This is a genomic window from Staphylococcus sp. GDY8P126P (genome assembly GCF_017891965.1).
Classification (GTDB): domain Bacteria; phylum Bacillota; class Bacilli; order Staphylococcales; family Staphylococcaceae; genus Staphylococcus; species Staphylococcus saprophyticus.
The window spans coordinates 332,796-356,300 of sequence record NZ_JAESKG010000003.1 but is presented as its reverse complement, the minus strand read 5'-3'; the positions used below and the strand labels follow the sequence as shown (position 1 = coordinate 356,300).

The window sequence follows — 23,505 nt, the reverse complement described above, 5'->3', positions numbered from 1 at the left end:
TAAAGCTTCTTTTTAAGTACACACTTTAGGGTGATAACTTAAAAAGAAGCTTTTTCTATAGCAAAAATTTTTGAAAACGGGACAAAATTAAATTTATTGACGGTAAGAAATAAAATTCACAGAAATGATACATATACAATTAAATTCAGTTTGAAAGCGATTGTGGGTTATTGGTTTTCCGTTGATTTTAATAAACTAAAGCATAATATTCTTGTGTAATTATAAAATATTATGGAATTATTTTGTACTATTAGGTAAAATAAGAAATGTATTGTGCTAAAAGAACATAAAGTACAATAAAAATCAACTAGAAATTTAGGTTAGTAAATTAGGAGGAACATATGAACAAAAACAAGAAAAGACATCGATTTGATTTCTTGCCTAATCGATTAAATAAATATTCTATACGTAAATTTACAAATGGTATCGCTTCAGTATTAATTGGATCAACGATATTGTTAGGTGCAGTAATTGATAAAGAAGCGGATGCAGCGGAACAGCAACCAACATCAGAAGTATATGGACAGACTGATAATAATTACAAAAGCGAATCAAACAAGTCCAATTCAGTACAACATGATGAAGAAAGAACAAACATAATTAATGATAATGACGAGGCTAACTATTCTAATCATAGTGAGATACCAATCCACGATAAATCTAGTGAGTATGACCAAAAGCCTATAAATGAGCAAGATACGTCAAATCATCATGAAACTCATTTGAATCAAAATGCTACTGAAAATCATGTAAAAGAAGAAAGTAAAGAAGTATCAACAGAAGAAGAGTCAATAGAAGACAGAAAAACTGAAGAAAGCACAACCGAAGAAAGCACAACCGAAGAAAGTAAAGCTGTAGAAGAAGCAAACAAAGAAAATACAACTGAAAAAAATGATGAAGGCAGCTTAGATTTAGAAAAAGAGAAAGATACATATAAAGATGAAAAAGATAACGGCAAAAAGAAAAATGAATTAGAAAGCCATAATCACCGTATCGAAAATAAAGTAGAAGATAACGTCTATAAAAATAACAAAGAAACAAATTTAGAGTCTAAAAATGAAAATGTTAATAAAGATGATAAAGTTAACACTTCAAGTAGTACCTCTATTGAAAAAACTGAAGATAATGCAACCCGCTCAAATTTAATAAACTCAGTAAATCACTCTTTAAAGCAATTAGATAATGCTAAAAATAACACAGAAAAGCAATCTCTATTAGAAAATTATTACCAAACACATACGAATGCTACAGCTAGTGATGCAAAAAAAGCTATTGAAAAATTAAACATTGATTTTACTAAACAAAATTCAGATCAATTAATCGCATTATTATTAATTGAACTAGCTAATCAAATGGATAAAGATAAAGTACAAGCCAATGTGCCTGCTTCAAAGCGTGCGGAAACAAATAACGAAAGTTTAAGTATTGAAACGAATACTACGAATATTGAAAAAACTTTAGCTAAACCATCTACAAGTAAATTTAGATCTGCAAATACAAGAGCAACGAATGTAGTTAATTATGCAGCTAATCAGAGTGGTAGAAATGTTAACCATTTAGTCTTTGCAAACACTTCATATGAAATACTAGGTGGCGGTAAGCAAATCAATCAAGTATTTATGACTATGGATGGTAAGTTGAAAATTAAGATTGACTATACGGTAGATGACTCCGTGGTTGAAGGAGATTATTTTACAGTTGATTTCGGTAAATATATACATCCAGGTACATCAAGAAAACCGTATCGAGTAAATAACATACATGATGCTAATGGGAGAACAATCGCTATTGGATCATATGATAGTGCAACGAATACTGCGAAATATACCTTCACAAATTATGTGGATATTTATAATAATGTGAGAGGATCTTTTAGTTTATTAAGTTGGCCATTTAAAGAATTAGTTACTACTGATGAACAGAGTGTCCCAGTAGGCATTACAGTTGCTGGAGAGGATTATACTCAAAATGTCATATTCAATTATGGTAATAGAACGAGACCAGTTATTTCAGATATAAATTATTTGACGAAGGACTTTGCTGAATTTACAACTTATATAAATCAAAATAGAGCATTTAATACAGGATCAAAAGTTAGGTTAAGTGGCCAAGGATTCAAATTTACATCTCCTGATGAGATTGAGGTTTATAAAGTATTAAATAACTCACAATTCAGAGATAGTTTCTCACCAGATTATGCAAACTTAACGCAAGTTAGAAATCCTAAAATCATTATAAATATTGATGGATCAGCAACTGTAGACCTGGGGGATATTGGAACACTTGGTTATATAATAAGAAGTAAACCAAACACGCTACCTGATTTTTCGGGGATTGGTGTATTAAAATCAGAATACACATTTACTAATAATAAAAACCAAAGAGACACACGAGCACACGCAAGTAGTATTCAGTTTGTCAGAGCAGAACTTGCTGGATTCGGTGGATTCGGTGGTTATGTATGGTTTGATAAGAATAATGACGGTGTTCAGAATGATTCGAACGCAGCTGCAGCTGGCATTACTGTGAATTTACTTGACCCAACTGGTATACGTTTAGCTAAAACGACTACTGATATAACAGGACACTACAATTTTGATAATTTAACAAAGGGTAATTATCTTGTGGAATTCGTAATGCCAGAAGGATATATTCCTACACAAGCGAACAACACTGTAGATGACAAAGATTCAGATGTAGTTTTTGAGAATGGAAGATACATTGCACACGTTACTATTAAAGATGCTGACAATATGACGATAGATGCTGGTTTAGTTTCTGACACAACTTCGGAATCACTAAGCTTATCTGAGTCGCTAAGCACTTCACAATCATTGAGTTTGAGCCATTCACTATCGCTAAGTGAAAGCGAATCAACAAGTCAGTCACTATCCTTAAGCACAAGTGAATCATTAAGCCAATCACTATCATTGAGTGCTAGTGAGTCATTGAGTGAGAGTGAATCGTTAAGTGAGAGTGAATCCTTAAGTACAAGCGAGTCATTAAGCGAAAGTGAGTCATTAAGAGAGTCCGAATCATTAAGTGAGAGCGAATCATTAAGTGAAAGCGAATCATTAAGCGAGTCAGAGTCATTAAGTGAGAGTGAGTCATTAAGCGAATCTGAATCGTTAAGTACGAGTGAGTCATTGAGTGAAAGCGAATCACTGAGTACGAGTGAGTCGTTAAGTGAATCTGAATCATTAAGCGAGAGCGAGTCATTGAGTGCCAGTGAGTCATTAAGTGAGAGCGAATCATTAAGTGAAAGCGAATCATTAAGCGAGTCAGAGTCATTAAGTGAGAGTGAGTCATTAAGCGAATCTGAATCGTTAAGTACGAGTGAGTCATTAAGCACAAGCGAATCATTAAGCACGAGTGAGTCGTTAAGTGAAAGCGAGTCATTAAGTGCCAGTGAGTCATTAAGCACAAGCGAATCATTAAGCACGAGTGAGTCGTTAAGTGAAAGTGAGTCATTGAGTGAGAGTGAGTCGTTAAGCGAGAGCGAATCGTTGAGTGAGAGCGAGTCATTAAGTACGAGTGAATCAATAAGCGATAGCGAATCAATAAGCGCCAGTGAGTCAATAAGTGAGAGCGAATCTTTAAGCGAGAGCGAATCCTTGAGTGAGAGCGAGTCGTTAAGTGCAAGTGAGTCATTGAGTGCAAGTGAATCAATAAGTGAAAGCGAATCATTGAGTGAGAGTGAGTCATTAAGTGAGAGTGAGTCGTTAAGTGAAAGTGAATCACTAAGTGAGAGCGAGTCATTGAGTGAGAGTGAATCATTGAGTGCCAGCGAATCGTTGAGTGCCAGCGAATCGTTGAGTGAGAGCGAGTCGTTAAGTGAAAGTGAGTCGTTAAGCGAAAGTGAATCATTAAGTGAGAGTGAGTCATTAAGTGAAAGTGAGTCATTAAGTGAGAGCGAGTCATTGAGTGCCAGTGAATCGTTGAGTGAGAGTGAATCGTTGAGTGAAAGAGAGTCATTGAGTGAGAGCGAGTCATTGAGTGAGAGTGAGTCATTAAGTGAGAGTGAGTCGTTAAGTGAAAGTGAATCACTAAGTGATAGCGAGTCATTAAGTACGAGTGAATCATTGAGTGCCAGAGAATCATTGAGTGAGAGTGAATCGTTAAGTGAGAGTGAATCATTAAGTGCTAGTGAATCAATAAGTGCCAGTGAGTCATTAAGTGAGAGTGAATCATTGAGCGGCAGTGAATCATTGAGCGAAAGCGAGTCATTAAGCGCAAGTGAGTCGTTGAGTGAAAGTGAATCACTAAGTGAGAGTGAGTCATTGAGCGAGAGTGAATCATTAAGTGCCAGTGAATCACTAAGTGAGAGCGAATCATTGAGTACCAGCGAGTCATTAAGTGCGAGTGAGTCATTAAGTGCAAGCGAATCATTAAGCGCAAGTGAGTCATTAAGTGAAAGCGAATCGTTAAGTGAGAGTGAATCATTAAGTACGAGTGAGTCATTAAGCGAATCTGAGTCGTTAAGCGAGAGCGAATCATTAAGTGAGAGTGAGTCGTTAAGTGCCAGCGAATCGTTGAGCAATAGTGAGTCAATAAGTGCGAGTGAATCGTTAAGTGAGAGCGAATCATTAAGTGAAAGCGAATCGTTAAGCGAAAGTGAGTCATTAAGTGAGAGCGAGTCATTAAGTACGAGTGAATCGTTGAGTGCCAGCGAATCGTTGAGTGCCAGCGAGTCATTGAGTGAGAGCGAGTCATTGAGTGAGAGTGAATCGTTAAGTGAAAGTGAGTCATTAAGCGAGAGTGAATCATTGAGTGCCAGTGAATCGTTAAGCACAAGTGAATCGTTGAGTGCCAGCGAATCACTAAGCGATAGCGAATCATTGAGTGAGAGTGAGTCATTAAGCGAAAGTGAATTATTAAGCGATAGCGAATCATTGAGTGCTAGTGAATCAATAAGTGAGAGTGAATCATTGAGCGAAAGTGAATCACTAAGTGAAAGTGAGTCATTGAGTGAGAGTGAGTCATTAAGCGAGTCCGAATCGTTGAGCGATAGCGAATCATTGAGTGAGAGTGAGTCATTAAGCGAATCTGAGTCATTAAGTGCAAGTGAGTCAATAAGTGCTAGTGAATCGTTAAGCGCAAGTGAGTCGTTGAGTGAAAGTGAATCACTAAGTGAGAGTGAGTCATTGAGCGAGAGTGAATCATTAAGTGCCAGTGAATCAATAAGCGCCAGTGAGTCATTGAGCGAAAGTGAATCACTGAGTGAGAGCGAGTCATTAAGCGAGAGCGAATCGTTAAGTGAGAGTGAATCGTTAAGTGCTAGTGAGTCGTTAAGTGCCAGCGAATCATTGAGTGAAAGCGAGTCATTGAGTGCAAGTGAGTCATTAAGTACGAGTGAATCATTGAGTACGAGCGAATCACTAAGTGCCAGCGAATCATTGAGTGAAAGCGAGTCATTGAGTGAGAGTGAATCATTGAGTGCCAGCGAATCGTTGAGTGAGTCAGAGTCATTAAGTACAAGCGAGTCCTTGAGTGAGAGCGAATCGTTAAGTGAAAGTGAGTCATTAAGCACAAGCGAATCATTAAGCACGAGTGAGTCGTTAAGTGAAAGTGAATCATTGAGTACGAGTGAATCGTTGAGTGCCAGTGAATCATTGAGAGATAGCGAATCATTAAGCACGAGTGAATCATTAAGCGAGAGTGAATCGTTAAGTGAAAGTGAGTCGTTAAGTGCCAGCGAATCATTGAGTGAAAGCGAGTCGTTGAGTGCCAGTGAATCATTGAGCGAAAGCGGGTCCGAATCGTTGAGCGATAGCGAGTCAATAAGTGAAAGCGAATCGTTAAGCGAGAGTGAGTCGTTAAGCGAGAGTGAATCATTGAGTGCCAGCGAGTCATTGAGTGCCAGTGAGTCATTGAGTGAGAGTGAATCATTGAGTGCCAGCGAGTCATTGAGTGAGAGTGAGTCGTTAAGTAAAAGTGGATTATTGAGTACCAGTGAATCGTTGAGCGATAGCGAATCATTAAGCGAGTCTGAGTCATTAAGTGAGAGTGAATCGTTAAGTACGAGTGAGTCATTAAGCGATAGCGAATCATTGAGTGCCAGTGAATCGTTAAGCACAAGTGAATCGTTGAGTTTAAGCGAATCATTGAGTGCCAGCGAGTCATTGAGTGAGAGCGAGTCATTGAGTGAGAGCGAGTCATTGAGTGAGAGTGAATCATTGAGTGCCAGTGAATCGTTAAGCACAAGTGAATCGTTGAGTGCCAGCGAATCACTAAGCGATAGCGAATCATTGAGTGAGAGTGAGTCATTAAGCGAGTCCGAATCGTTGAGCGATAGCGAATCATTAAGTGAGAGTGAATCATTGAGCACAAGTGAATCATTAAGTGAGAGCGAATCTTTAAGTGCAAGTGAATCGTTGAGTGAGTTAGAGTCAATAAGCGAAAGCGAATCATTAAGTGCCAGCGAGTCTTTAAGTGAATCCGAGTCACTTAGTACAAGTGAATCAATAAGTGAAAGCGAATCGTTGGGTGCCAGTGAGTCAATAAGTGAATACGAATCATTAAATAGACACCTAAATAATGATGGAAACTATGAAAAAGAGAAAGATAAATTACCAGATACAGGTAATGAAGATAAACATAATGGGTTGATACCATTACTTACTGCGCTTGGAGGAATCATACTCCTTAGAAGACGTAGAAATAATGAAATTCAAGATAAATAAAAAAGAGCCTGCACTTTCAAAAATAGAAAGTGCAGGCTCTTATATTAATATTCTAATTTTTTGAACATTTTCAAACCTACTAAGTAGCAAATGACTGAGTACAATAGAGTTGTTAATATCATTAAACCTAGTTTTGTTAGTAAGTCTGAAGGCGTAATCGCATGATCATAACCATTTGGAAATAAATATTTGAGTCCATGAATCATTGGTGCAATAACCATAAACATAAGTAAAACAATAACGCTTAAAATATTAAATCCAGTAGACAATTTCATAGATAACATGACTGAAAAGCATATTGCAATTAAAGTAATGCAGAAAATACCGACGATACATAATATTGTACTGTAATTAGTTTCTTGAACATTCGATAAGAAAGCACCGGAAGCATAATCATATTGATGTATATACGTAAAATACAAAATTTCAGAAGACACAAATAATATTACATAATATATTATATACATAGAGAATAAGGCGACTAACTTTGAATTATATAGACGTATTCGGCTGATATCTTTATAAAAGATTAATCTACCAGATTCATATTCTTCAAAAAATAAATAACTGACAAAATATGTCATAAGAATCAATGGTACGGCAAATTGAGATTGTGCAAGTAAAATACCATAATAAAATTCTAAACCAGAGAGTGAATTCGTCTCTCCTCCAATTTGCATAAAATTGGTAGGTAGTATAAGTGTGATTAAATATAAAAATGGATAAAGTGCTATTGCATAAAAGATAATTGCAGAGTTACGCGAAGATACTGTAGTGAAAATATTTTTAATTAACATATCATCATTTCCTTTCGAACCCATCGAAATATTGATATAAGTTATCTTGTTCATTAATCGTGTTTTCTAAAGTGTAGTATTTAACTAAATAATTTATGATTTCATTATATTCTTCAGAACCTGACTGCATGATAACTGCTTTTTCCTCAATATCTTTTATTGTAGAAAACAAATTGAGAAGTTCCTGACGATGTTCTGGATATATTTGTTCTTTTACTACAATTTTTATCAATTGTTCTTTATTGAAATCAATATTTTGGAGTTTTCCTTCTTTTAAAAGAACAAAGCGATCACAGACTTCTGCTAATTCATTTAATTGATGACTAGAAATAAGTAATGCGGTTCCTTTTTTACTAGCCCAAGTTCTTAACGAGTGAATGAGTGTATTAACACCGTCTGGATCCAGACCAACAAAAGGTTCATCCATAATAGCTATTTCAGGTTCATCAACTAAACACATAGCTAGTGATAAGCGTTGTTTCATACCAAAAGAAAAATCTTTTACCTTTTTGCCATATGTATGTGATAAACCTACGAGATCTAATATATTATCGATATTTTTTAAGTACTGCGTTTTATGATTAACTTTTAAATAATAAGTTAAATTCTTTTTAGCTGAAAAGTGTTTGAAATGAACCGTATTAATCATGATACCTACATTTTTAAGTATATTATGATGTTGGAAAATATCTATGTCATTTAAAAATATAGCACCTGAAGTAGGTCGTTTTGTTTTAGCAATCATTTTCATAAATGTTGTTTTACCTGCGCCGTTTTTTCCAATTACACCTACGACTTCTCCACGGTTTATGGTTAATGAAACACCGTCAATAACATTAAAATCGGCTTCTTTAAAACGTTTATAAAGGTCATCTATTTTTAACATAATGTCCTCCTTTGAACTAATAGAGTTTTAATGAAATTTATATGAATTGTTGATGTTACGCTTATATAAGTTAATTTTAACAACGAGAATGAATTTGTTAAATATAGTAAATAAGTTGTTTTATTAAAAATTTATGTATTCTACTTACAATTTAATTTATATATTTTTAGTTTATAAAAAAAGGGATTTACTAGATTTTTGAAATCGCAATTGACAATGATTTTTAAGGAGAGTATGATAGATAACTGTATAAGGGGTGTACTATTCAAAAGATATGATCTATCCCTCATCAATTTGAATAGTAAACAATAGCCTAAGGTGGATTTCATGCGTTCTTGGGTTTAATTTTAACCTAATAGTACACAAGGTGTACAATTTAAAAATAGGAAGGTAGAAGAAAATGTTTAATGAATTTAAATTTATTTTCAGAAATAAAATGTTAATCATAGCACTTATTGCAATAGCAGCTATCCCGCTATTATATGTTGCTTTATTCGTAGGTTCTATGTGGAGCCCATATGATAAGACAGATCAATTGAAAATTTCAATTGTAAACCAAGATCAAAGTGCAAAGCTAAATGGTGAAAAGGTTACAATAGGTGATGATGTTGTCGACAAATTAAAAGATAACGATAAATTTGATTTTCAAGAAGTTTCAAAAAAAGAGGCATTTAATCAATTAGAAAAAGGTAAAAGTGTAGGAACTATCATTATACCTAAAGATGCCTCTAGTAACGCTACAACATTATTAGATAAAAATCCTAAAAAAATAAATATTGAAACACAAGTCAATCCAGGGTCTAGTTATACTGGTAGTCAATCAGCACAAAAAGCAATTAATACGGTAACAAATTCAATTAAGGATAATATTCGTACCAATTATTTAGATCAATTATTTGCTAGTGCTAAAAAATCACAATCTGGATTCAAGGATACTTCAAATGCATTAGGTGACATGTCTGATGCAGAATCACAATTGATTGATGGTAATCAGCAAGTAACGGATGGATTGAAACAATTAGCACCAACAGTAGGACAACCTGCACAGCAATTAATTTCAGGCAATCAACAAGTCACAGATGGACTTAATCAATTGCAACAAAATAATGATCAATTAAAAGCGCAAATAGACCAATCTGTAGAGCAACAAGACGGCGTTGCTTTTGAAGGTGACAATGAAAAAGCGTTAAATAATGTAACGAAAGTAAATGAAAATAATGCTACAGAAGCCGATAAATATGGTGAAACAATCGTGCCTTATATGGCGAGTGTTAGTTTATTTGTAGGTGCTGTGTCATTTAGTGCAATATACCCACTGAGAAAAATGTTAACTAAAGATGTTACATCACTAAAACAAGCATTCGGTAAGTTATTATTGTATCTCGTACAAGGTGCGGTATCTGCGTTATTGATGAGTAGTTGGGCGATATTTGCACTTAATATGTCTATAGATAACATTGGTAAATTTATCTTAGTCGGATTGCTATGGGCAATTGCAGCAATTACTATTACGACATTCTTAAGTTTATTATTAGATCGAATTGGTCTATTCATATCTATGGTTTTACTCATATTACAATTAAGTGCGAGTGAAGGTATGTTCCCAATAGAGTTATCAGCACAATTCTTTAGATGGATTCACCCATTCTCTCCAATGTCATATGCGATACAGGGTTATAGAGAAGCCATCTTTACAAATGCAGGACACTTTAACTTTGGATTTGTAGTAGCATTGCTCGTTGGTATTATTGTCATAATGATGATTTTACAATATTTAGTATTACTATGGTTTAACAAAAGACAACGTGTACCATTTTCAATAGAATTTAAATAAGTGCAATATGGAGGTGACTTATTTGGAAAACGTAGATAAAACAATTGAAGAAGCAATTACGAAATTTCAGATAGTTATGTTGCATTTAAATAAAGAGATAGTTGAAATTGTTAAAGAGACAGGTTTAAGTAATTTACTTTCAAGAGAACAAATTGATGCGATGAGAATTATAAAAAATGAAGGCAAAGTAACAATTAATGAATTAGCGGGTTTACAAAATATTTTTAAAACTGCTGCTTCTAAACGCATCGCAAAATTAGAAGAAATGGGCTATGTACAACGCGCTTATTCAGATAATAAACGTATTAAACTGATTATGTTAAGTGACGAAGGTGAAACATTTTTACAGAGAGCGACTGCAGTGATGACCGAAGCAGTAAAAGATCGACTAGGTAATAAATTTACTGCCGAAGAAGTACATCATTTCGTTGAGCAACTTACGCATATCGATATTGCGTTTAAAGCACATAAGTAGTTAATAGATGTACTTGTGGCATTTACAAATGTGCGAATTATAATATAAAAAGTGCCAATTCGATTCTATAGGATATTGGCACTTTTTATTTAACATTTTTTATGAAAATATAAGACATACGTAATTCAGCGAACATTATTATTTGTAAAAAATGTACTTCAATATTAACAATTAGTATAATTACTGTATAATTAAATATTTTTAAAAAGATTGTAGGTAAAGATTATTGTCCTAATAAATTTATTTTAAAAATTACAGGAGGTATATTGTTATGAAAAGAACAATAGAACGTGTACTGACGTGGATTGGTATCGTCTTACAAATACTTGGTGTTGTACTAATGGCTGTTCTAATACCTATGATGGGTAACGGCGAGGTCAAAGAAGCATTCATTAGTCAAATGATGCAAGAAGATAGTAGTTTCACGTATGAAGACGGAAATACGATATTTAGCACTTTTAGTGGTCTTTTGACTACTGGTTTAGTCTTAGGTATTATACTATTAATCATAGCGCTTATAGCAGTATTTTTAATTAGCAAAAAGGCAAAAGTGGCAGGCGTTTTATTAATTATCGCTGGTGTGATTTCATTCTTAGGAAATTGGATAAATGCGGTTTTATGGCTTGTTGCAGGTATCATGTTGTTAGTGAGAAAGCCGAAAGAACCAATTTATGACAAAGAAGAAGATGACGATGTAAATCCATATATTAAAGATGGATCTCAAGTGAATGAGCGTAATAACTCATTTATTTTATCTGAAGAGCAAAAAGAAAATGAGCAAGAGACAATAAAGGATGCTTACTCACAATCTAAAGATGATAATAAAACGGATTTAGATAACTTAGATGATTTAGATGAAAGATCAAAAAAAGTGAAAGAAGATCCTTATAAGTATTAAATGATACTTTGTTAATTTGTATATCTAAATAGACTGGCTACTAAATGTAGCCTAGTCTATTTTATAATACATCGATTGCAAACTAATGTTTAAAGCAATTATGTATATAAACTTAGAAAAATTGTGATATATTTTAATAAAATGAGATTAAAAGTAGTTAAATATTAAAATGGGGTGAGAAAGATGATGATGGCATTAGGCATGCTATTGCCTGTTTTGGTGGTTGGTTTTATTACTATGTCCATATTGGAAGAAAGAAAAAGAAATCGTAATAAAAAGAAAGATAAATAATTGTTATCAGAGTGAAAAGCTTATGCAGCTTTTTGTGTATATAACGTAAGAACACATATAAGTAAAAATCGAATTTCCAAAGAAAGATTTCATAGTGCCTACGCAAAAAGGATGATTAGTCTGTAGGAATGGAAAAGTCGTTTTATAGCGTAGTAGGATTTTAGGGTTAATTAGGCCGAGACATATAAAGATGTTTCGGTTTTTTTTCTTGTGAACTGAAAAATTATAGCAGTTTAAAAAATTAAGATATGGCATAAGGATGATGTTATTGAGATGCATAAAATGTTTAACGTGAAACATAATGATTTTAAATTAATGGTTAAAGTCAAACGATTAATATTCTGATATGATTAATAGTAATATAGGTTAAATAGCAAAGTTATAAAATGCAACTTCAATCATAAATAACTAAAGCGCAACAAAGGGGGATGCTTATGAGTGAAATGTTATATATACTACAGACTGTACTTTTACCTATTTTTATCATGATATTTTTAGGATACATACTGCAAAAGAAATTTACATTAGATTTAAATACATTGGCCAAACTTAATATCTATGTCTTTGTGCCGGGATTTATTTTTGTGAAATTTTACAAGACGCATTTTGCGTTAAGTTTATTGTTTTACATTATCATTTTCTTCGTAATCTATATGTTTGTACTATTTCTTATTGGTAAGTTATTGTCTATGTTCCGTAAAACGGATAAAGGGGAGACAACAACGCTTACAAACAGTCTGATGTTCTTTAATTCGGGCAACTACGGTGTCCCAGTAAATGATTTAGTTTTCAAAGGTGATCCATTAGCAATGTCTGTTCAAGTTATTGTGTTATCTTTGCAGAACATATTCACGTTTTCTTATGGTGTATTTGCGATTCAATCTTTACATATAGGAAAGTTAAAGGCACTTTTAGGTTATTTTAAAATGCCTGTGTTATATGCATTATTACTAGCAATTATATTAAATTACAATCATATACCTATTCCTGAATTTATTTGGACACCAGCGAATTATGTTGCCGATGCTATGATTGCGATTGCGTTATTAATGCTAGGTGCTCAAATATCTAATATCAAATTTAGTTTGAAGTGGTCCAAATCCTATGCGTATGTTTTTATAAGATTGATTATAGGGCCCTTGATTGCCCTTGTTATTATCAAAATCATGGGGATAGAGGGCATCATAGCTCAAACATTATTCATCGCATCAGCAATGCCAACGTCTGTAAATAGTTCAGTTATCGCACAAGAATATGATAATCATCCTGAATTAGCAGCAGAACTTGTCTTTTTATCTACTTTATTAAGTGCCATTACAGTTGTCATCGTGATATACATGTCTAAAATATTATTTTAATAGGAGCAGCTATATCATGATGTGCTTGCTCATGAAATTAAAAAAAGGTGAATATAAGTGATTAAATTATGATTTTAAGTCACTTATGTTCACCTTTGATTTTATTATATGATTCAAGTATTTAAAATTCTACTACTGTATATTGACGTAATGTCTTTTGAAAAGGTGGCTTGTCAGCTTCATCATTTTTAGATTTTTTATGCATTGCCTTATGCTCTTCAACATGAGAAGGTCTAGCAACCCAATTTTGAAAATCTTTTTTCTCATCCCATTTACTTACAACAACATATTCAACATCATCTGATTTAGATTTTGTCCACACTTCTGATGATTTTAAACCAGCCACATTATGCAACTCGGATTGTGTTTTCTTTACTTTATTATATAGTTGTTGTTCATTTTCCTTGTTAGTCGAAAAAGCAACTTCTGCTACAAACATTACAATCCCTCCTTATAAATTAAATACATATATTATTTTAGCACTAATAAATTTTTCGCTCTAATGAAAATTTCAAAATAAAATTCACAAAGTGTTAATAAACTTTTGACGAATTTGTTAATGTCTATCTTCAGATTTGAAACACAATATATAGTGTTTTATATTTAATGTATATACTATATATAGAAATGAGGGTTAATATGAACAAACTTGAAAAAAATTTAAAGCATCTCATTACGAAAGATCCAACTGTAGTTAATGAAAATGCTAATAAGGATAGTGCTACATTTTCGACTATGAGAGATTTAACAGCAGGTGTAGTGTCTAAGTCGTATGCTTTGGATTATTTATTACCTAAGCATGTCGCTCAAGCCCATGAAGCAGGAGACATTCATTTTCATGATTTAGACTATCATCCATTCCAACCACTCACGAATTGTTGTTTAATTGATGCAGAAAGTATGTTGTCACATGGCTTTCAAATAGGTAATGCGACCGTAACGTCACCGAAATCTATACAGACTGCATCAGCACAATTAGTACAAATTATTGCTAATGTGTCTAGTAGTCAATACGGCGGCTGTACAATAGATCGCGTTGATGAATTGTTGAGTAAATACGCAAAATTTAATGAAATGAAACATCGACAAATTGCAGAAAAATTTGTACATGAGTCAGTCATTGATACATATGTAGATGAGAGAGTAACGCAAGACATTGGGGATGCCATTGAGAGTCTCGAGTATGAAATCAATACGCTATACACTTCGAATGGGCAGACACCTTTTGTTACACTCGGCTTTGGATTAGGAACTGATCGATATAGCCGCAAGATTCAAGAAGCGATATTATCTACTAGAATTAAAGGGTTAGGTAAAGACCGAATTACTGCAATTTTTCCTAAATTAGTTTTTTCAATTAAAAAAGGTTTTAATTTAAATGAGTCAGATCCTAATTATGACATTAAGCAGCTCGCTTTAGAATGTTCAACTAAACGCATGTATCCAGATATATTAAACTATGATAAAACAGTGGAACTATTAGGAGATTTTAAAGCACCTATGGGTTGCCGATCATTTTTACCTGCATGGAAAGATAAAGACGGTCATTATGAGAATAATGGCCGCTGTAATCTAGGTGTGGTAACACTGAATGTACCAAGGATTGCTCTGGAATCAAAAGGTGACATGGAAGCTTTTTGGAAAATATTTCATCAGCGTATGGCCATAATGCACGATGCACTGGTTTATCGAATTGAACGTATTGCACAAGCTACGCCAGAGAATGCACCGATTTTATATCAAAACGGGGCATTTAAACACAGATTAAAAGAAACAGATGACATTATGACATTATTTAAAGGGCAACGTGCAACTTTGTCTATAGGATATATTGGGCTATATGAAGCGGCAACGGTATTTTATGGGCCTCATTGGGAACGTTTATCTAAAGCCAAAGCATTTACATTAGATATATTAAAATCCATGAAAGCATATCAGTTAAAATGGACAGAGCAATACGATATTTGGTTTAGTATCTATAGCACACCAAGTGAATCCTTAACGGATCGTTTTTGTCGACTAGATCGTGAACAATTTGGAGAAATAGCTGATATCACAGATAAAGGTTATTATCAAAATTCATTCCATTATGATGTTAGAAAAGATGTGACGCCTTTTGAGAAAATTGATTTTGAAAAAGATTATCCAGAATATGCGAGTGGTGGTTATATCCATTATTGCGAGTACCCGAAGTTAAATCATAATTTAAAGGCATTAGAAGCGGTTTGGGATTATGCTTACGATAAAGTAAGTTATTTAGGCACAAATATCCCAATTGACCATTGCAGAAAATGTGGATTTGACGGAGATTTTAAAACAACTGCAAAAGGCTATCAGTGTCCGCAATGTGGCAATGATGATCCTAAGTCGGTAGATGTGGTTAAACGTACGTGTGGCTATTTAGGCAATCCTGTTCAACGCCCTACGATAGAAGGTCGCCATAAAGAAATGTGCGCGCGCGTTAAACATTTGAAAGATGCATCAGTATGAATATTTTAAAAATAAGACATGGGCAAGGCCATATCGCTAAAATAGAAGCACAAAGCTTTGTAGATGGTGAAGGTGTGCGTTGCAGTCTATATGTTTCAGGTTGCCCATTTGCCTGTGAAAATTGTTATAATAAAGTGGCTCAAAATTTTAAATACGGTGAGCCATTTCATGAAGACACATTAGAAGAAATTATGGCATACTGTGCGCCAAATTATATTTCAGGACTCAGTATCCTTGGTGGCGAACCTTTTTGTAATGTAGATATCACTTTGAAGTGTGCTCAAACTTTTAGAAAACGTTTTGGAAATACCAAATCATTATGGGTATGGACTGGTTTTTTATTTGAATATTTAGAGCGAGATTCAGCAGAAAGAAAGACATTGCTTGAGCTCATTGACGTCTTAGTAGATGGTCCATTTATTAATCATTTATATAGACCTAATTTACCGTATAAAGGCTCAATGAATCAACGCGTGATCGATGTTCAAGCATCATTGCAAAGGCGCAGGGTGTGTGAGTATATCAAAAGTTAATTATAATATACATGATTTGCTCAAAGGCATTAATGTAAGTTAGATGAAATAAGCGTGAATTGGTTGTAAAATAGATATCCAAACAAAACAATTATGAATCATCAAAATATAAGTCATCATAATGTAAAGGAGTAGATAATGTATGTGTACAGGATTTTCATTTTTATCAAAAAGTAAGCAGGCGATACTTGGTCGAACAATGGACTTTGTTTATCACTTAGAGGGTCAACCTGCAGTACAACCACGTCATTTCTATTGGGAATCGCGTGTCGAATATAAAGGTAAAACACAATATGGCTTCATTGGTGCAGGAAGTGACATGGAAGGATTCTTATTTGGTGATGGGTTAAATGAGCACGGTGTAGGTGTATCGATACAGTATTTTAGAGGCTATGCTTCATATGCGACAGAAGTGCGTAAAGGATATATGAATATCGCTCAAAATGAAGTGATTACATGGGTGCTTGGCTATAATAAAAATATTGATGACTTGATTGAAAATGGTAAGCAAGTAAATGTTGTCGCACACGTGCTTAATGATATTGCTGAAGTCCCACCATTACATTATCATATTACAGATGATACAGGTCGTTCAGTTGAACTTACTTTCCAGGATGGGAAAATTGTAATTAACGAGAATCCAATCGGTGTTTTGACAAATAATCCAGATTTAAATTGGCATTATGAGAATTTAAGAAATTATACAGCTGTCACACCGCATAAACCCGAAGCTAAAAATGTCATGGGCCAATCATTAGGCTCTTTAGGCAATGAAGGTGGTACTTATGGATTGCCTGGTGGTTATACGTCACCGGAACGATTCATTAAAACAGCTTATTTGAAAAATTATTTAATTGGAAGTGAAGATCCAGAATACGATGTGATGGATGCTTTTAAATTATTAGATAGTGTGAGTATACCTAAAGGCGCTGTCTTAGATGAAAACGGCGATATGCATTATACGTTATATCAAACGGTATTTAATTTAACAACTCGCACAATGTACCTCAAGTGGTATGACACAAATCAAATTACCGAATTACAATTAACAGAAGATTTGATTTTAAAAGAAGACATGACAATATTTGAACCAGTCCAAGGATTTGTAACAAATAAATTGAATCATACATCTTCATAAATATGAATAAAATGGTCTCGTGATTTATTTTTATGATAGACAGAAGCGGTGCCGAGAACCTATTTCTAATTTAGGATTCTTGGCACCGTTTTATTTTTGAAAGTAATAGGTAGATGTGGGATTAAATAGTCAGATTTTGGAATGCAATCATTCAAGTTTTAGATGAAAAAATTGAACAACAATTTAAATAGGGTGTAACGTAAGTGCATTAAATATATTTGAAATATGTTATCTAAATCAAAACACCTAATGCATTTATTTTTAAGATTGTTATTTTCAGCCTTCTTTATAAATCATGTAATTTCTCTTCAATTTCTGTTCTTTGATTTTCCATAAAATCGGGGAGGTTCAGTTTTTTACCTAAATCTTTAATCGCTGTATCTACTGTAAAACCAGGTGCTGCCGTTGCAAATTCAAACATAATGCTATTATGGCGATAGTAAAGGGATTTGAAAAAGTAGCGATCAATGATGCCACTATGATTTCCCGGGTTATGATTGATTGTATCTAACACAGCGTACAAATCTGAATCATTTGGCGTATTGACTGCAATATGATGCACATAACCTTGTCCAGGTCGAGCACGTGAACCTTGTTCTTCAACTAAGACAAAATCCGTATAGAGCCCATCAGAATCTAATGTCAATACAGTTTCATCTACATTTTTTCTTAACGAATAACGTAAGTCATTTTTTAAAAAATGAAGTGTTGGTTGAATGTCGCGTAAGCGCAGTTCCACTGGCCCCATACCTAAAATTTGATATGCTTCTGGAATATCTGTATAAGGATTTTTTCTCCAAGCGTTAGGTGTGTTGCGATGGTTATTTGCAAGTAATAATATTTCTAAACCATCCATATCTTTGAATAACAGCGCATGATGATTTAAATAAGTCATTTGTGTTGTTGTGATATGCTGTTCATTTAAACGACGTTCAAAGTAAATCAATGCAGATTCATCGGGAACGAGTAGTGATACGCGATGTATACTGTCCGTACCTGGACGGTTTTTACCTAAATTTGGAATTTCGAAAAAGCTAAGCAATGTCCCTGGTGTACCGATTTCATCTCCATAAAATAAATGGTACATCGTTGGATTATCTTGATTTACAGATTTTTCAACTAGGCGTAGGCCTAATGTCTGTGTGTAAAAATTTTTATTGATTTGTGCACCTTTTGTATACATTGAAATATGATGATGTCCGATAATTTTCATAAAAGAGACCTCCAAAAGCAATTTATATCATAATTGCTATAATCATTTCCTTTTAGAACAAAAATAAACTTAATAAGTATAAAAAATATACTAATAGTAATAATATAAATGGATTCATGTGAAGCTGCAAATTTATTACATTTAAAGAAAAAGACAGTGGAATGATAAAAAAGTACGAATCTCGAAGAAATAGAGACGCGTACTTTTTTATATTATTTATTATTTTTGAAGTCTAAATAATATAGACTGAATTCCAAATCATTTTTTAAATGTGATTCTAATAAGGATACTGCTAAATCAATATCTCTGTTAAAAAGCGCAGTAACAATTTCTCGATGTTCTTCAATAAGTCCTGATCAACGCTTATTTATCACGGTTTGACTAAATAAATAATAGAAAGAAAAATAAAATCAGTTTGGAAAAACTATCAAAACTTACGGGTGTCAGTACATCTTCATTAAATGAGATTGAAAAGGGGAATACCATTCCCTCTATTAATACAGTTTGGAAAATCAGTAACGGGTTAAAACTGTCTTTTAGTAGTTTGATGAGTGAAGCGGAGTCAGATTATGTTCAGGTTAATAAAGAAGATGTTGTACCGGTAACTGAAGATGAAGGGAAATATCGTGTGTATCCTTATTTTCCATTTGAAAAAAGTAAATCTTTTGAGTTTTTCTATGTAGAATTAGATCCAGGTGCGACATTAGACTCAGAACCACACTTATCCGGTTCGGAAGAATCAATTATTATTGTAGATGGACAATTAGAAATGCATTTAGAGAACGAAGTCATTGATTTAGGTAAAGGAGATGCCTTGAGGTTTAAGTCCGATATCGCACATAGTTACACCAATCATGGTGAAGACATGACACTCATTTCTATGGTGATTGATTACAAATAACAAAGTAAGCATTTAGTGCTAGATATAATGGTACGGTAGAAAATAATATATATGGGGAGCAGAAATATGAAATCTAACGATAAAAGATTTTATGTTTCTGTTTTTTTATATAACAAATTTGTCATCCTTTTTTCATGTGAAAAGCAGGAGGTGAGTGAGATCACAATGCTAAAATAAGGCACTGTGCAGTAAGGCTATTTATTATATTAGAGAAAAAAGGAGTATGAATTTAAATCAAATAAACACAAGAATTGAAACATTAGATTTTTTTGAGAGGATTCGCTTTGATAGGTATTATGCTCGTGAATATTGCAGTCATTGCGAATATTGGTATACCTGAGTCGTCACAAGATATAACATATAAGAAATTTTTAGATTTTTTATAGAAAGTAAGTTTTTTTCTATTTTTTCATATTTATTTGGTATTGGTTTTTATATTTTTATGCAAAGAGCAGAAGAGAAACCTGGAAATAAATATTTTATATATCTGCGCCGTATTCTGATCCTAGCTATATTTGGATTGATTCATATGCAACTTCAACCAGGAGAAGCATTAGTAGTATACTCAATTTTTGGATTATTGTTGATACCATTTTTTAACCTTAATAAATTTATTAATCTAGTTATTGGCATCCTATTACTGATTATGGTCTTATATCTTGATGCTAAAATTTTGACACCATTACCTTATTTTATTTTAGGGTTGGCTAGTGCGCAATTTGGGATGATTTTTAAATTTAATAGATATAAAATATGGTCAGTCGTTGCTTTGATTTCAGGTATTATTTCAACGATTGGTTGGTACTTATTAGAGAATGTGTATGTAGTACCGAACTTTAAGTTATTACGACAAAAATCGGAAGTAAGTATTAATCATTATGCTGAAAATGTAGATCACTATCATCACTTGATTACGATTTTCTCACCGTTTATGAGTATATTTTATGCATCGAGTCTTATTTTATTATTAAATATTTCTTGGGCTAGAAAGGTTTTATCTCCATTAAAGTATTATGGAAGCATGGCATTAACAAACTATATTGGACAAACATTGTTAATTTATTTAGCGATTTCAATATTCAGTGGGAAGCACTGGACGCACGTGGACACTCTATGGATATGTGTATGTGTTTATGTTTTTCAATTATTGATTAGCACCTATTGGTTAAAATATTTTAAGTTAGGTCCTTTAGAATACATTTGGAAAATGGCAACCTATATGAAAAAGATTAAAATAATAAAGTGATAACCAATTAAGCGTCTGGGACAAAAATAGATGTCTTAGACGCTTTTTGATTTAGGCAGTAGATAACTGAATTGAAAATGAAAAGGCTCACTGCTTTAAAGCACTCCTTTTTCTATTTATGAAAATGAGTAGTTCGTATGCATAAGCCAGAGCTTATGTATTTTGCATAAAAATTCTAGGACACTTATGCATGAGCTTAAGCTCAAGAAATCTTTTCCATCCCAGTCATCCTTGCCTTGATTGCATAGATAGGGCTACGACATCTCAATTAAACAATTCGATTTCTGTCCCACTCCCTGTTAAGCGTATATTTAATGATTAGTGAATGTTCTAATAAACAATGTTATATTTTATATTGAAATAGAATCATATTTAAAAATGTTTTTAATACTTGGTATTTGCTAATGATTGGGAGATTTATATGGATATAATTAGCGTATTAATTCTATTTGCAATATTTTTAGGCGGTTTAGTAAGAACATACTTTGGATTTGGAGAAGCGTTAGTTAGTATGCCGTTGCTAACACTTATTGGTTTAGATATACATACTTCCGTTTCGGTTATCGGTTTAGCAGGCATTTTAGTAGCGAGTTTCAATATTTTTTTAGATTTTAAAAATATTGAATATAGGTTATTAGCTGCACTATTAATAGGTAGTTTTTTAGGGGTTCCATTAGGTATATGGATTTTAAATTTTGTAAATACAAGTGTGGTTCAATGGTTACTTGGTTTATTTTTATTTTCATATGGAACTTATGCATTTTTGAGAAAGGTTTATTTCAAAAATAAAACCAAAATGATATTAAAATCAAAGGCATGGGCTGGTCTAACAGGTATCATTTCTGGTGTGCTAGGCAGTCTTTATAATTCACATGGTGTGCCAGTAGTGATATATAGTACTTTAACTGGCTTATCTGTAAAAACATTAAGCAGCACCATACAAGCTCATTTTTTAATAACAGCCATTTTAGTTGTTATCGGACAGGGTACAGGTGATATTTGGACAAGTGCTACATTACCTTTATTTTTCTTAGCATGTCCGTTTTTACTTATTTCAGTGTTAATTGGTAAATACTGCAAACGCCACACATTAGATTATCATTTTGATAAATGGCTATATTTATTTATCGCATTTTTAGGATTGTTACTTATTTTTGCTCATTAAAAAATCTGCTTTCACATCATAGCGAAAGTAGGTTTTATTATATATTATTATACGTTTTTACCAGTATACGCATTGATTCTTTTATTTAATAAAACAAAGAATAATATAAAAGCAAGCGTAATCATAATATGACCCAACCCAGCAATGCCAGCGATAGCAGGACTTACATTAAAGTCTTTCATAGCCGCGATGCCATTTATAAATTGCATTGTAACCGTAATTAATACACCTAAATGGAAAATATAAAAGAAATAGTTAAATAATTGTCTGTTTGCGGTTAACTTTAATTGAAATTCGATAATCATAAATATTAAGAACATGATGGTACCTAATACTAATAAATGCGTATGTGTGATATTCAATTGTGAGTATCCGCTAAAGTTTTCTGCTTTTGACATTTCGCGGTAAAATAGCCCACTGAGTAGACCTAATAAAGTATAAAAAGCAGAACTGTACATTAATTTTTTCATAAATGTGTACCTCCAATTTGTTAATAATTACAATATAAAGTTAATTTATGAATAAAATATGAACAATTTAGAAAAAAGACATAACAAAGGTCATATTTATCTAATATCATTTCATTTTGCTTATATACATTACAGAGTTCTTTGTATTAAGGACTGAGTACCTATTAAAGAAACAAAAGCGAGATGGGACAATCATTTCAAATGGTTTGTTCCGTCTCGCTTATGTTAATTAAAGTTGAATATTAAAAGTGCTATTATTTATTTTTGTTGCGCAAGGAGTAGGTGGTATATCGTGTCTAAAATAGGTGTATTTAAATGATGTTTTCTTGCTTTATAGAATAGATAGCCTTGAATACCATCAATTTCTAATGATCTGCCATCAACTATATCATAGTACATGCTTGTGCCCATTTCAGCAGGGTAGCCATCATAAATATTAAGTATTGTATTTACAATGTTTGGTTCAAAGTGTACGTGTTCAGCTTTGGCGATGTTAATGCCTTCTAAGAGTAATTGTTCACAGAGTTTTTTTATCCCTGGTACTTCTAATACTGATGCAGTAGAACGAGTTAAGGCTGTAACACTATTAATTGCTAAGTTTACGAGTAACTTGTACCAAATAGCTTTATCGATATCAGTGGTAAGTTCAATATTAAGAGAAGAATTGGATATACATTGATGCAATGCTTGCGTATGTGCATTTTGGTCTAATATTAATTTGTGATCACGATAATGTGTGATGGTATTCCCTGTTTTTTGGCCACTAATATATACGACAGCTTGATATACATAAGGATGATCAAATTTGTGTAATTGGCCGTGTCCATTTTGTGCGAGGATAATTATCGTATTTTTATGTAATAAATGTTGATACGATGTTAAAACGGGATCCAGTTGGGGGATTTTGACAGCGATAAATAAGATGTCTACAGTTTCATGATATTCATTAAGTGCGCGTACATCTAGTTGATACGTAGGGTGAAGATCATTGTTTGAATGATACCGAAGCGTTTCATTGCGGCGACCAAGTAATTGTACATTTAATGAGGCGTCTCTTAAATCAAATGCAATGGTACTTCCTACTGCACCAGGACCTATAATTGCGACATTGTTCATATTATTTTATT

Annotated in this window: 17 protein-coding genes; 11 read left to right on the top strand and 6 right to left on the bottom strand. The window is 33.2% G+C overall.

Annotation, left to right across the window (positions count from 1 at the left end):
* The first annotated feature begins 341 nt into the window (after positions 1-341).
* Positions 342-6,683 carry an SdrD B-like domain-containing protein gene (locus tag KA893_RS06960; RefSeq protein ID WP_210125645.1) on the top strand — a complete coding sequence of 2,114 codons (6,342 nt, stop codon included), beginning with the start codon at positions 342-344 and terminating at the stop codon, positions 6,681-6,683.
* 44 nt (positions 6,684-6,727) lie between these two features.
* On the opposite strand, the gene KA893_RS06955 is transcribed toward KA893_RS06960, so the two are convergent.
* A complete protein-coding gene (locus KA893_RS06955) occupies positions 6,728-7,504 on the bottom strand; it encodes an amino acid transporter (RefSeq protein WP_228482843.1) in 777 nt (258 codons plus the stop codon).
* Entirely contained in the window at positions 7,485-8,366 is an 882-nt protein-coding gene (locus tag KA893_RS06950) for an ABC transporter ATP-binding protein (protein WP_041079884.1), read from the bottom strand. Before KA893_RS06950 ends, KA893_RS06955 begins: the two co-directional genes overlap by 20 nt.
* Before the next feature lie 400 nt (positions 8,367-8,766).
* Between KA893_RS06950 and KA893_RS06945 the strand changes: the two genes are divergently transcribed.
* From KA893_RS06945 to KA893_RS06930, 4 genes are all read left to right on the top strand, one after another.
* Positions 8,767-10,200, top strand: a complete 1,434-nt coding sequence (locus KA893_RS06945; RefSeq protein WP_002482085.1) for a YhgE/Pip family protein — start codon at positions 8,767-8,769, stop codon at positions 10,198-10,200.
* A 22-nt stretch (positions 10,201-10,222) separates the two neighbouring features.
* Positions 10,223-10,675: a MarR family winged helix-turn-helix transcriptional regulator gene (locus tag KA893_RS06940; RefSeq protein ID WP_041079885.1), complete on the top strand. Its 453-nt coding sequence runs from the start codon at positions 10,223-10,225 to the stop codon at positions 10,673-10,675.
* A 271-nt stretch (positions 10,676-10,946) separates the two neighbouring features.
* A complete protein-coding gene (locus KA893_RS06935; RefSeq protein WP_048787496.1) occupies positions 10,947-11,573 on the top strand; it encodes a DUF4064 domain-containing protein in 627 nt (208 codons plus the stop codon).
* A gap of 725 nt (positions 11,574-12,298) precedes the next feature.
* A complete protein-coding gene (locus tag KA893_RS06930) occupies positions 12,299-13,222 on the top strand; it encodes an AEC family transporter (RefSeq protein WP_011302140.1) in 924 nt (307 codons plus the stop codon).
* 121 nt (positions 13,223-13,343) lie between these two features.
* Here KA893_RS06930 and KA893_RS06925 read toward each other — a convergent pair whose 3' ends face one another.
* Positions 13,344-13,661, bottom strand: coding sequence for an antibiotic biosynthesis monooxygenase family protein (locus tag KA893_RS06925; protein ID WP_002482089.1), 318 nt, complete (start codon positions 13,659-13,661; stop codon positions 13,344-13,346).
* Between the two features lie 200 nt (positions 13,662-13,861).
* On the opposite strand from KA893_RS06925, the gene nrdD reads away from it, so the two are divergent.
* From nrdD to KA893_RS06910, 3 genes are all read left to right on the top strand, one after another.
* Positions 13,862-15,712, top strand: coding sequence for an anaerobic ribonucleoside-triphosphate reductase (gene nrdD, locus KA893_RS06920; protein WP_210125643.1), 1,851 nt, complete (start codon positions 13,862-13,864; stop codon positions 15,710-15,712).
* Positions 15,709-16,245 (top strand): anaerobic ribonucleoside-triphosphate reductase activating protein, encoded by a 537-nt coding sequence (gene nrdG, locus KA893_RS06915; protein WP_002482091.1) that lies wholly within the window; start codon positions 15,709-15,711, stop codon positions 16,243-16,245. Before nrdD ends, nrdG begins: the two co-directional genes overlap by 4 nt.
* A 142-nt stretch (positions 16,246-16,387) precedes the next feature.
* Entirely contained in the window at positions 16,388-17,383 is a 996-nt protein-coding gene (locus tag KA893_RS06910; RefSeq protein WP_037537469.1) for a choloylglycine hydrolase family protein, read from the top strand.
* Positions 17,384-17,669: 286 nt separating this feature from the next.
* On the opposite strand, the gene KA893_RS06905 is transcribed toward KA893_RS06910, so the two are convergent.
* On the bottom strand, positions 17,670-18,596 hold the full coding sequence (locus tag KA893_RS06905) for a VOC family protein (RefSeq protein ID WP_194376017.1): 927 nt from the start codon (positions 18,594-18,596) through the stop codon (positions 17,670-17,672).
* Between the two features lie 415 nt (positions 18,597-19,011).
* Here KA893_RS06905 and KA893_RS06900 point away from each other — a divergent pair, with 415 nt between their 5' ends.
* From KA893_RS06900 to KA893_RS06890, 3 genes are all read left to right on the top strand, one after another.
* Positions 19,012-19,497 carry a helix-turn-helix domain-containing protein gene (locus KA893_RS06900; RefSeq protein ID WP_228481252.1) on the top strand — a complete coding sequence of 162 codons (486 nt, stop codon included), beginning with the start codon at positions 19,012-19,014 and terminating at the stop codon, positions 19,495-19,497.
* Positions 19,498-19,939: 442 nt separating this feature from the next.
* Positions 19,940-20,743, top strand: a complete 804-nt coding sequence (locus KA893_RS06895) for a DUF418 domain-containing protein (RefSeq protein WP_069826114.1) — start codon at positions 19,940-19,942, stop codon at positions 20,741-20,743.
* Positions 20,744-21,164: 421 nt separating this feature from the next.
* Positions 21,165-21,908 (top strand): sulfite exporter TauE/SafE family protein, encoded by a 744-nt coding sequence (locus KA893_RS06890; RefSeq protein WP_194376016.1) that lies wholly within the window; start codon positions 21,165-21,167, stop codon positions 21,906-21,908.
* Between the two features lie 47 nt (positions 21,909-21,955).
* Here the strand turns inward: KA893_RS06890 and KA893_RS06885 are convergent, their stop codons facing one another.
* Both KA893_RS06885 and KA893_RS06880 read right to left on the bottom strand, forming a co-directional pair.
* Positions 21,956-22,378 carry a DUF2871 domain-containing protein gene (locus KA893_RS06885; protein WP_037537474.1) on the bottom strand — a complete coding sequence of 141 codons (423 nt, stop codon included), beginning with the start codon at positions 22,376-22,378 and terminating at the stop codon, positions 21,956-21,958.
* Positions 22,379-22,636: 258 nt separating this feature from the next.
* Positions 22,637-23,494 carry an oxidoreductase gene (locus KA893_RS06880; RefSeq protein ID WP_002482100.1) on the bottom strand — a complete coding sequence of 286 codons (858 nt, stop codon included), beginning with the start codon at positions 23,492-23,494 and terminating at the stop codon, positions 22,637-22,639.
* Between the last annotated feature and the right edge of the window lie 11 nt (positions 23,495-23,505).

What these genes read in the sequence shown, in the direction of transcription:
- KA893_RS06960 (WP_210125645.1), top strand. Translation starts at nt 342, where the DNA reads ATGAACAAAAACAAGAAAAGACATCGATTTGATTTCTTGCCTAATCGA.
- KA893_RS06955 (WP_228482843.1), bottom strand. Translation starts at nt 7,504, where the DNA reads ATGGGTTCGAAAGGAAATGATGATATGTTAATTAAAAATATTTTCACT.
- KA893_RS06950 (WP_041079884.1), bottom strand. Translation starts at nt 8,366, where the DNA reads ATGTTAAAAATAGATGACCTTTATAAACGTTTTAAAGAAGCCGATTTT.
- KA893_RS06945 (WP_002482085.1), top strand. Translation starts at nt 8,767, where the DNA reads ATGTTTAATGAATTTAAATTTATTTTCAGAAATAAAATGTTAATCATA.
- KA893_RS06935 (WP_048787496.1), top strand. Translation starts at nt 10,947, where the DNA reads ATGAAAAGAACAATAGAACGTGTACTGACGTGGATTGGTATCGTCTTA.
- KA893_RS06930 (WP_011302140.1), top strand. Translation starts at nt 12,299, where the DNA reads ATGAGTGAAATGTTATATATACTACAGACTGTACTTTTACCTATTTTT.
- KA893_RS06925 (WP_002482089.1), bottom strand. Translation starts at nt 13,661, where the DNA reads ATGTTTGTAGCAGAAGTTGCTTTTTCGACTAACAAGGAAAATGAACAA.
- nrdD (WP_210125643.1), top strand. Translation starts at nt 13,862, where the DNA reads ATGAACAAACTTGAAAAAAATTTAAAGCATCTCATTACGAAAGATCCA.
- nrdG (WP_002482091.1), top strand. Translation starts at nt 15,709, where the DNA reads ATGAATATTTTAAAAATAAGACATGGGCAAGGCCATATCGCTAAAATA.
- KA893_RS06910 (WP_037537469.1), top strand. Translation starts at nt 16,388, where the DNA reads ATGTGTACAGGATTTTCATTTTTATCAAAAAGTAAGCAGGCGATACTT.
- KA893_RS06905 (WP_194376017.1), bottom strand. Translation starts at nt 18,596, where the DNA reads ATGAAAATTATCGGACATCATCATATTTCAATGTATACAAAAGGTGCA.
- KA893_RS06895 (WP_069826114.1), top strand. Translation starts at nt 19,940, where the DNA reads ATGCAAAGAGCAGAAGAGAAACCTGGAAATAAATATTTTATATATCTG.
- KA893_RS06890 (WP_194376016.1), top strand. Translation starts at nt 21,165, where the DNA reads ATGGATATAATTAGCGTATTAATTCTATTTGCAATATTTTTAGGCGGT.
- KA893_RS06885 (WP_037537474.1), bottom strand. Translation starts at nt 22,378, where the DNA reads ATGAAAAAATTAATGTACAGTTCTGCTTTTTATACTTTATTAGGTCTA.
- KA893_RS06880 (WP_002482100.1), bottom strand. Translation starts at nt 23,494, where the DNA reads ATGAACAATGTCGCAATTATAGGTCCTGGTGCAGTAGGAAGTACCATT.